The organism is Actinomadura vinacea (assembly GCF_039532545.1).
In the GTDB taxonomy this organism is placed as follows: domain Bacteria; phylum Actinomycetota; class Actinomycetes; order Streptosporangiales; family Streptosporangiaceae; genus Spirillospora; species Spirillospora vinacea.
Genome location: NZ_BAAARW010000037.1, coordinates 163,087 through 172,119, shown reverse-complemented (window position 1 = coordinate 172,119; position 9,033 = coordinate 163,087). Strand labels below are relative to the sequence as shown.

Sequence of the window (9,033 nt, the reverse complement as noted above, 5' to 3'; positions counted from 1 at the left end):
CAGTACGGCGCGAACAGCCCCGAGAACGCCGGCACGAAGTACACGCCGCCGTTGTCGTCGACCTGCCGGGCCAGGCTCTCGCTCTGCGCCGCGCCCGAGATGATTCCCAGCTGGTCGCGCAGCCACTGCACCGCCGACCCCGTCACGGCGATCGAGCCCTCCAGCGCGTACACCGGGGCGTCGTCGCCCAGCTGGTAGCAGACGGTGGTCAGCAGCCCGTTGGCCGAGCGGACCAGTTCGGTGCCGGTGTTGAGCAGCAGGAAGTTCCCGGTGCCGTAGGTGTTCTTGGCCTGGCCCGGTTCGAAGCACACCTGGCCCACGGTGGCGGCCTGCTGGTCGCCGAGGGCGGCGGTCAGCCGCACCTCTCCGCCCAGCGGGCCGTCGGCGCGCGTCACGCCGTATCCGGCCGGGTCGGAGGAGGGCCGGATGCGGGGGAGCATGGCGCGCGGGATGCCGAAGAACGACAGCAGTTCCTCGTCCCAGTCCAGGGTCTCCAGGTCCATCAGCATGGTGCGGCTGGCGTTGGTGACGTCGGTGACGTGCGCGCCGCCGTCGACGCCGCCGGTCAGGTTCCACACCAGCCAGCTGTCGGTCGTCCCGAAGATCGCGTCACCGGCCTCGGCGGCCTCCCGGACGCCCTCGACGTTCTCCAGGATCCACTGGATCTTCCCGCCGGAGAAGTAGGTCGCGGGCGGCAGGCCGGCCTTGCGGCGGATCACCTCGCCGCGGCCGTCCCGCTCCAGCGCGGCGGCGATCCGGTCGGTGCGGGTGTCCTGCCACACGATCGCGTTGTAGTAGGGGCGGCCGGTGCGGCGGTCCCAGACCACGGCGGTCTCGCGCTGGTTGGTGATGCCGAGTGCGGCCAGGTCGGAGTGGCGCAGGTTCGCCTTGGTCAGCGCGGTCTGGATGACGGCGCGGGTCCGCTCCCAGATCTCGGTGGGGTTGTGCTCCACCCACCCCGCCTGCGGCAGGATCTGCTCGTGCTCCAGCTGGTGCCGGGCGATCTCGTTGCCGCCGTGATCGAAGACCATGAACCGGGTGCTGGTCGTGCCCTGGTCGACCGCTCCGACGTACTCGCTCATGTGGTGTTCCTCCTGGGTGGGACGAAGGGGACGCGGCCGGGGTCAGGCGGCCTCGGCGGGGACCCGGGTCGGGGCCGGCTCCGGTTCGGGCCCGGCGGGCAGGAAGCGCCCGATCAGGGCCTTGTAGAGACCGGCCCCCAGCACGCCGCCCACCAGCGGGCCGATGATCGGGACCCAGAAGTACAGATCGCCGTACTGGTCGCGCCAGGCTCCGCCGTAGCCGGTGAAGAAGGAGGCCAGCCGGGGCCCGAAGTCGCGGGCCGGGTTGATCGCGTAGCCGGCGTCGGTGCCCCACGCCATCCCGATCGCCACCACGACCAGACCGATCATGAACGGGGCGAGGTTGGCGGCCGGGCCGTCGTTGCGGGCGTCGGTGATCGCCAGGACCAGGAACAGCAGGATCGCGGTGCCGATGATCTGGTCGCGCAGCGCGCCGAAGCCGCTGACGGGCAGCTCGCCGTTGCCCGGGAGGGTGGAGAACACGCCCTGGGTCTTGATCGTGTGGCCGGGATCGGCCTGCGCGAGGACCTCGCTGTAGTTCCAGCGGACGATCAGCGCCGCGGCGAAGGCGCCGGCGGTCTGCGCCAGCACGTAGGGGGTGACGTTGCGCCAGGGGAAGTCGCGGTAGACCGCCAGCGCGAAGGTGACGGCGGGGTTGAGGTGGGCGCCGCTGATCCGTGCCGAGACGTAGATGGCCAGGGTGACGCCCAGGCCCCAGGCCCAGGCGATGCTGTCGTGGTCGCCGATTTCGGCGCCGGCGACCTGCGCCACGACACCGACCCCGAACAGGATGAGGATCAGCGTGCCGGCGAACTCGGCCGCGACGGCGGCCAGCGGGCCGCCGGGCAGGCCGGGCCCGGGTTCGGGGGGCGGCTTGCCCCCGCCGCCTTCGGCCTTGGCGGCCCGTTCCGTGTCATCCTGCGCCCTGGTGGTCTCTGCCATGAGCCTTGCCTCCCTTGGCAAGCGTGGGGTGGGAGAGGCCGCCCCCCATGCGGCGCTCGTGCGGGCGTCCCGCCGCAGGGCCCGCTCGCCAGGGGGTGCGAGCGGTCCGCGCGGCTGCCGAGGACGCTAGGTCGGGGCATCGGCCCGGTCAACGGACATATGTCGACAATGTCGAACACTTCCGCTGCCGCGACGGGCCCATTACGCTCCCGGATATGCCCCAGATCACAGTGAACGGGCTAATCTGCGTGCCGAATCCGGTGATGGCAGCCGGTGTCGACATTGTCGGCGAACTTTCGGCAGCTACCGGTTCGGTTTTAGGATCGGTCGCATGCCGGGACCGGTGCAGTCGATCGAGCGGGCCGCCGCCATCCTGCGGCTGCTGGCCAGCAGCTCCGGCCGGCTGGGCGTGGGCGAGCTGGCCGGATCGCTCGGCCTGGCCCGCGGCACCGTGCACGGCATCCTGCGCACCCTGGTCCGCGTCGGATTCGTCGAGCAGGACGAGGCCAGCGGCAAGTACCAGCTCGGCGCCGCCCTGCTGCACCTGGGCACCAGCTACCTCGACGTCAACGAGCTGCGCTCCCGCGCCATCAACTGGGCCGACGCGCTGGCCGCCCGCAGCGGCGAGGCCGTCCGCATCGGCACCCTCCTGGACGGCAAGGTCCTGGTCGTCCACCACGTCTTCCGGCCCGACGACTCCCTGCAGGCCATGGACATCGGCACCCTGCTGCCGCTGCACGCCAGCGCACTGGGCAAGGCGCTGCTCGCCCACGACGTCAACGCCGCCGCCTCCGTCCGCGGCACCGAACTGGAACCCTTCTGCCGCCGCACCATCACCGACCACCGCGCCCTCGCCCGCGCCCTCACCCACGTCCGCGAGCAGGGCTGGGCCGCCGAGATCGAGGAATTCGCCCTGGGCGAGGCCTCCATCGCCGCGCCCATCCGCGGGTACGGCGGGCTGGTCGTCGGCGCGATCGGCGTGTCGGGCGCCGTCGAGCGGATCTGCGACACCCGCCGCGTCCCCGACCCCGCACTCGTTGGATATGTCCGCGACGCCTCCCGGGCGGTCTCCCGTGACCTCGGCGCCTCGCGCTGGTGACCCCGCCCGCCCCGGCCCGCCGCCAACGGCACCGGAACCGGGGCCCGGGCCGGGAGCGAAGGGGGCCGCGCGTCCATGACCGAGCGCTACGTCATGTCCATCGACCAGGGCACCACCTCCACCCGCTGCATCCTGTTCGACCACCGCGGCCGCCTGGTCTCGGTCGCCCAGCGCGAGCACCGCCAGCACTTCCCCAAACCCGGCTGGGTCGAGCACGACGCCCTGGAGATCTGGCGCAACCTGGAGCGCATCGCCCCCCAGTCCCTGGCCCAGGCCGGCGCGTCACCCGCGCAGATCGCCGCCGTCGGCATCGCCAACCAACGCGAGACCAGCGTCCTGTGGGACCGGCACACCGGCACCCCCATCGGCCGCGCCATCGTCTGGCAGGACACCCGCACCGACGCCCTCGTCGAGGACATGGCCCGCGCCCCCGGCGCCGACCTGATCCCCGAACGCACCGGCCTGCCACTGGCCGGCTACTTCTCCGCGCCCCGCATCCGCTGGCTCCTGGACCACCTGCCCGGCGTCCGCGAGCGCGCCGAACGCGGCGAGGTCCTGTTCGGCACCATGGAGAGCTGGCTGATCTGGAACCTGACCGGCGGCGTCGACGGCGGCGTGCACGTCACCGACGTCACCAACGCAAGCCGCACCCTGCTCATGAACCTCAAGACCCTCGCCTGGGACGACGAACTGCTCGCCTTCTTCGGCATCCCCCGCACCATGCTGCCGCGCATCCGCTCGTCCACCGAGATCTACGGCGCCGCCCGCAAGGTGTTCCCCGGCGTGCGGATCGGCGCCGCACTCGGCGACCAGCAGGCCGCCCTGTTCGGCCAGACCTGCTACGCCCCCGGCGAGACCAAGTGCACCTACGGCACCGGCGGATTCCTGCTGATGAACACCGGCCCCGAACCCATCCGATCCGCCAACGGCCTGCTCACCACCGTCGGCTACAAGATCGGCGACGAGCCCGCGGTGTACGCGCTGGAGGGCTCCATCGCCATCACCGGCGCCCTGGTCCAGTGGTTCCGCGACGGCCTCGGGCTCATCACCACCGCGCCCGAGATCGAGACACTGGCCCGCACCGTCGACGACAACGGCGGCTGCTACATCGTCCCGGCCTTCTCCGGCCTGTTCGCCCCGCACTGGCGCGCCGAAGCCCGCGGCGTCATCGTCGGCCTCACCTCCTACATCACCAAGGGCCACCTGGCCCGCGCCGTCCTGGAAGCGACCGCCTGGCAGACCCGCGAGGTCGTCGACGCCATGAACCGCGACTCCGGACTGACACTGCGGGAGTTGAAGTCCGACGGCGGAATGACCGCCGACCACCTGCTGATGCAGGGCGTCGCCGACGTCCTCAACGTGCCCGTGGTCCGGCCCATGATCGTCGAAACGGTGTCGCTGGGCGCCGCGTACGCCGCCGGCCTCGCCGTGGGCTACTGGGCCGACCTGGAGGGGCTGCGCCGCAACTGGCACCGCGCCGCCCGCTGGGTCCCGGCGATGGACCCCGCCCGCCGCGCCGCCGAATACCACAACTGGAAACGCGCGGTCGAGCGCTCCTTCGACTGGACCAAGCCCGGGGCCGTCCCGGCCGAGGACCACGGCCCCGTCTGAGAACCCGCCTGGAACACGGTTCCGCAAGTCAGGCGGGACCCACCAGCTCGGCGCGGAGCCGGTCCAATCCCATCGGGCCCAGATCCAGCGCCCGCCGGTGGAACGCCTTGAGGTCGAACGCGGCCCCATCGCGCCGCCGCGCGGCCTCGCGCGCCTCCAACCAGACCTTCTCCCCCAGCTTGTAGGCGATCGCCTGCCCCGGACGGCCCAGATACCGGTCGATCTCGAAGGTCACGTGCTCATCGGGCCACGGCCCGCTGTGCGCCCGCAGGAACTCCCACCCCAGCCGCGGCGTCCACCGCTCGCCCTCGTGGAACCCGGTCCCCGCCGGGATCGGCAACTCCAGGTGCATCCCGATGTCCAGCACCACCCGCGCCGCGCGGATCTGCTGCCCGTCCGCCAGCATCCCCAACCGGTGCGCCGGATCGCGGTAGTACCCCAACTCCCCCATCAACCGCTCGGCGTACAGGCCCCAACCCTCCCCGTGCCCCGGATACAGCTCCGCCGACACCCGCTGGAAGCGGTTGAGGGTCGCGGTGTTCAGCGCCGTCGTCCCCAGCTGCAGGTGGTGCCCGGGGACCCCCTCATGGAACATCACCGCCGGCACGCTCCAGGTGACGATCTCCTCCTCCGCCGGGTGCACCCACCACCACACCGTCCCGGGACGCGACAGATCCTCGGCCGGAGCCAGGTAGTACACCCCCGCGTCCGAGGACGCCAGCCGGCAGTCGACCCGGCGCAGCGGCGCGGGAATGTCGAAGTGCACACCGTCCAGGTCGTCGATCGCCCGGTCCGCCAACTCCTGGATGTAGCCCACGAAGTCGCCCGCACCGACCCGGTACGCCGGATCGGCGTCCAGGAGGGCGGCCACCTCCGAGGGCGTGCGGCCGGGGCTGATCCGATCGGCGAGCGCCGCCATCTCCGCCTCGATCCGGGCCAGCTCCTCCCAACCCCAGGCGTAGGTCTCCTCCAGGTCCAGGCTCGTGCCGAGGAAGTCGCGCACGCCCACGTGGTAGCGGTCGGCACCGAGCGGGTCCCGCTCGGGGGCGTGCGGGGCCAGTTCCTCCTCCAGGAAGCGGACGAAGCCGGTCAGTGCCTGCGCGGCGGCCCGCACGGGCTCCTCCAGCCCGCCACCGCGGCCGGCCAGGCCGGACAGGTGGCCGCGCAGGTCCACGCACGACCGGGCGCTGCGGCCCACCTGCCGCCGCGCCGACACGCGCCCCTGCTGACAGGCCCGCAGCAGGCCCGCACGCAGGTTCTCCAGCGCCGCGGGAAGGGCCCGCACCCGCGCACCCACCGTCTCCCAGTCGGTGTCCTCGCCCTGGTCGAGCAGCTCGAAGGCGTACCGGAGCCGCTGCACCGGCCCGTCGGTGGTGTCGAGGCAGTGGTCCCGTACCCGAGCCTCGTCCAGGGCCAACTCGGTCTCCAGCCGCTCCCGCAGCACCTCCGCCGCGACCCGCTCCGCGTCCGCCCGGTCAGCGTCCTTGCCACCGGGACGCGGCAGGGCGTCCAGCGCGGCCAAGGTACGGCGGCTCAGGTCGGAGCGAGCGGCCACCCCTTCCGGACCGTAGTCGGTGAGCCCCGCGTCGTACCCCGCGATCCCCATGATCGTCGCCGTGCACGGGTCGAGTCCGGCGAACTCCTCCACGTACCTGTCGGCCAGCTCGTCCAGTGCGCTCATCCCGCCAGGCTAGACCAAATGATCTTCAAGAACAGGCCGGAATGTCGCGCCCGTCGTTGTCCTTCACCTCGTCGTTGCCCCACCGGCTCAGATACAGCGCCGGCACCCACGCCCGCGCCCCGCCCCCGCCGTAGACCACGTCCAGATCGGTCAGCAGCCACCAATGGTTGTACGCCTCGCCGCCCTTGCGATCCATCCGCTGCCCCTGCTTCTTGCAGAAGACGTAATGCGTCCCCTTGCGCAACTCACCGACCGCACCACCCGAGGTGTCCGGCCGGGCGTACCCCTCGGCCGCGGCGAAGGTATCGACGTAGAACCTCTGGTCCCCCACCGGTGTCGACGACAGCACCGTCGACGGCGGGACCTGCCGGGACGGAGATGATCCGTCCCGGCCACCGGTGCCGGTCGCCGTACCCTCCCCCGAACGCCCCGACGGCCACAGCACGATCAGGACCGCCACCAGCGCCAGCGCGAACACCCCCGCCACCGCCCAGCCCGCAAACCCCGGCAGGCCACGCCCGCGGGACGCGGCCCCTGGCGGCGCGAACGGGCCGGGCTGCGCCGGAGGGATGTCGGCGAACCGGGTCTCCACCAGCGTCGGATCGTCCTCGAAAACGGCCGCGAAACCGCCCTCGGAGTCGCCCTTGAGAAGAACCTCGGCCTTCTCGGCGGACACCGTGACCTCACCGCCCGCCGCGGACGCCTCGGGCAGCGGCGCGCCGCACACTGGGCAACGCGTCAGATCGCCACCGGTGTCGCCGCCGCACGACGAACATCGCATGCCGTTCCCTCTCCCACCACCCGCCCCGCGCGCGGGACCGCCCGACCGCCGCCATTCTCCACCGCGGCGCCGCGGAACCCAACCGGCTCAGCGACTCTCGGCCGCCAGCCGCACGCCCAACGCCACCAGCACCACGCCCGACACCTGCTCCAGACGGCGCCGCACCCCGGACCGCTCGAACACCCGCCGCGCCGCGTCCACCGTCCACACCACGAGCGCGTACCAGAGCAGGTCGATCAGCGCCCACAGCACCGAGAACCCGGCCAGGACCGCGGGCACCGACCACCCCTCCGGCACGAACTGCGGCAGGAACGACACCGCGAACACGCCCGCCTTCGGGTTCGCGAAATTAGTGATCAACCCCAGCCGGAAGCACCGCCACAGCGGCGCCCCGCCCCCACTCACGTCCCCGCGCGGCGCGTCCGCCGCGACCCGCTCCACCGGCACCGTCCCGGCGCCCCGGCGCGCCTGCCACAGCGCCTTCACCCCGAAGTACACCAGCACCGCCGCGCCCGCGATCCGCAGCCCGTCATAGGCCAGCCGGGACGCCGACAGCAGCGCCGACAGGCCCAGCGCCGCGGCCAGCCCCCACACCAGCACGCCCGTCTCGTTCCCCAGAACCGTCATCAACCCCGCGCGGCGCCCCGACAGCATCGACGACCGCATGATCACCACGGTGCTCGGCCCCGGCACCAGAGCGATCAGGATCGCGGCACCGGCGAAAGCGACCAGACTCTCCAGCATGCCCTCATGCTGGCGGCACCGTCCCGGCACCGCAACGCATTACCCCGCAGACCGCTCACACCGCCTCACAACGGTCCCCCGTCGTCGCCGCCCTCACCATCACTCGGACCGGGCGTCGGCGTGGCCGGAGGCGACGGCGACGACGGACTGGGCGACGGGCTCGGCGACTGCCGCGGCTGCGACGGCGACGGCGGAGGCGGCAACGGCTGCGACGGCGGATCCGGCGGCGGCGGAGGCGGCTCGGTCACCTTCGGCTGGCACGCGAACAACAACAGCATCAGCAACGCCAGCAGCGCCAGGATCCCCGCCAGCGTCACGATCGCCGCGACCAGGCCCCGCTCCTGACGCTCCGGCACCACCGGCACCGCCGCGAACGGGTCCGGCGGCCGCTCCAACGCCGGCTCCCCCGACCCGAGCCAGTACGGCTGGAACTGCGGCCCCCGCCGACGGCTCTTCCACCGGCCCCGGAACGATCCAGCCAGCACCACCGAGTCCAGAAACCGCTCAGCCCCCGCCCGCTCCATCCGGTCGGCGTCATAGAACGTCGCCACCCACGGCGCCGGCCCGTCCGGCTGCGCCGCCACCACCGGCGCCGGATCCCCCGGCCCCAACTCGGGCGCACGCCCCGGCCCCGGCAGCGCCGAGCGGATCGCCGCACGGAACCGATCCCGCGCCGCCGCGTCCCCCGCCGCACCGCGATTGAGCACCGCGACGCTCGCGCGCTGCCCCGCCCCGTCCACGCCCAGATACACGATCCCCGCAGAGGTCTCCGACAACCGCGCGGACAGCCGGAAAGGGCCCAACTGAACGGGATCACCGGGTGGCAACGGCCTGGACATGGCCGCAAGACTACAACCGCCCGCACCGCCCCCGATACGACCCGTACAGCCTTCCCCACGCCGCACCAAACTCCATTCAAGGCTACATATCCGCCTTTCCTCGGAGTCTTTACACCGTCCATACGGCCATGAATGGCAGGCTCTCACCCGCGCATCTTCACCCCCGGGTGCAGTCGTCCCGCACGAACGGGTACATGTGATCCCGTAGGGTCGGAATGCGCCCGCCAGCACCCGGAGGACTAGTGAGGATCTCC

The 9,033-nt window shown here is 72.5% G+C and carries 8 protein-coding genes; 2 read left to right on the top strand and 6 right to left on the bottom strand.

Annotation, left to right across the window (positions count from 1 at the left end):
• Positions 1-1,082: glycerol kinase GlpK (gene glpK / locus ABD340_RS39725; protein WP_344596326.1), on the bottom strand; the 1,082-nt coding region annotated here is incomplete at its 3' end.
• A gap of 42 nt (positions 1,083-1,124) precedes the next feature.
• The gene (locus ABD340_RS39720) at positions 1,125-2,024 is read right to left on the bottom strand and encodes an MIP/aquaporin family protein (protein WP_344596325.1); all 900 of its coding nucleotides are present in this window, start codon (positions 2,022-2,024) and stop codon (positions 1,125-1,127) included.
• Between the two features lie 331 nt (positions 2,025-2,355).
• Here ABD340_RS39720 and ABD340_RS39715 point away from each other — a divergent pair, with 331 nt between their 5' ends.
• Together ABD340_RS39715 and glpK (ABD340_RS39710) are read left to right on the top strand one after the other, a co-directional pair.
• Positions 2,356-3,123: an IclR family transcriptional regulator gene (locus tag ABD340_RS39715; RefSeq protein ID WP_344596324.1), complete on the top strand. Its 768-nt coding sequence runs from the start codon at positions 2,356-2,358 to the stop codon at positions 3,121-3,123.
• Positions 3,124-3,198: 75 nt separating this feature from the next.
• On the top strand, positions 3,199-4,734 hold the full coding sequence (glpK, locus tag ABD340_RS39710; RefSeq protein WP_344596322.1) for a glycerol kinase GlpK: 1,536 nt from the start codon (positions 3,199-3,201) through the stop codon (positions 4,732-4,734).
• Between the two features lie 28 nt (positions 4,735-4,762).
• On the opposite strand, the gene ABD340_RS39705 is transcribed toward glpK (ABD340_RS39710), so the two are convergent.
• The 4 genes from ABD340_RS39705 to ABD340_RS39690 all read right to left on the bottom strand — a co-directional run bounded on the left by ABD340_RS39705 (position 4,763) and on the right by ABD340_RS39690 (position 8,779).
• Complete coding sequence (locus ABD340_RS39705; RefSeq protein ID WP_344596320.1) at positions 4,763-6,415, bottom strand: DUF885 domain-containing protein; 1,653 nt, start codon at positions 6,413-6,415, stop codon at positions 4,763-4,765.
• 25 nt (positions 6,416-6,440) lie between these two features.
• Positions 6,441-7,196, bottom strand: a complete 756-nt coding sequence (locus ABD340_RS39700) for a hypothetical protein (protein ID WP_344596318.1) — start codon at positions 7,194-7,196, stop codon at positions 6,441-6,443.
• Positions 7,197-7,283: 87 nt separating this feature from the next.
• Positions 7,284-7,940 carry a LysE family translocator gene (locus tag ABD340_RS39695; RefSeq protein ID WP_344596316.1) on the bottom strand — a complete coding sequence of 219 codons (657 nt, stop codon included), beginning with the start codon at positions 7,938-7,940 and terminating at the stop codon, positions 7,284-7,286.
• Positions 7,941-8,005: 65 nt separating this feature from the next.
• Positions 8,006-8,779 (bottom strand): hypothetical protein, encoded by a 774-nt coding sequence (locus ABD340_RS39690; protein ID WP_344596314.1) that lies wholly within the window; start codon positions 8,777-8,779, stop codon positions 8,006-8,008.
• Between the last annotated feature and the right edge of the window lie 254 nt (positions 8,780-9,033).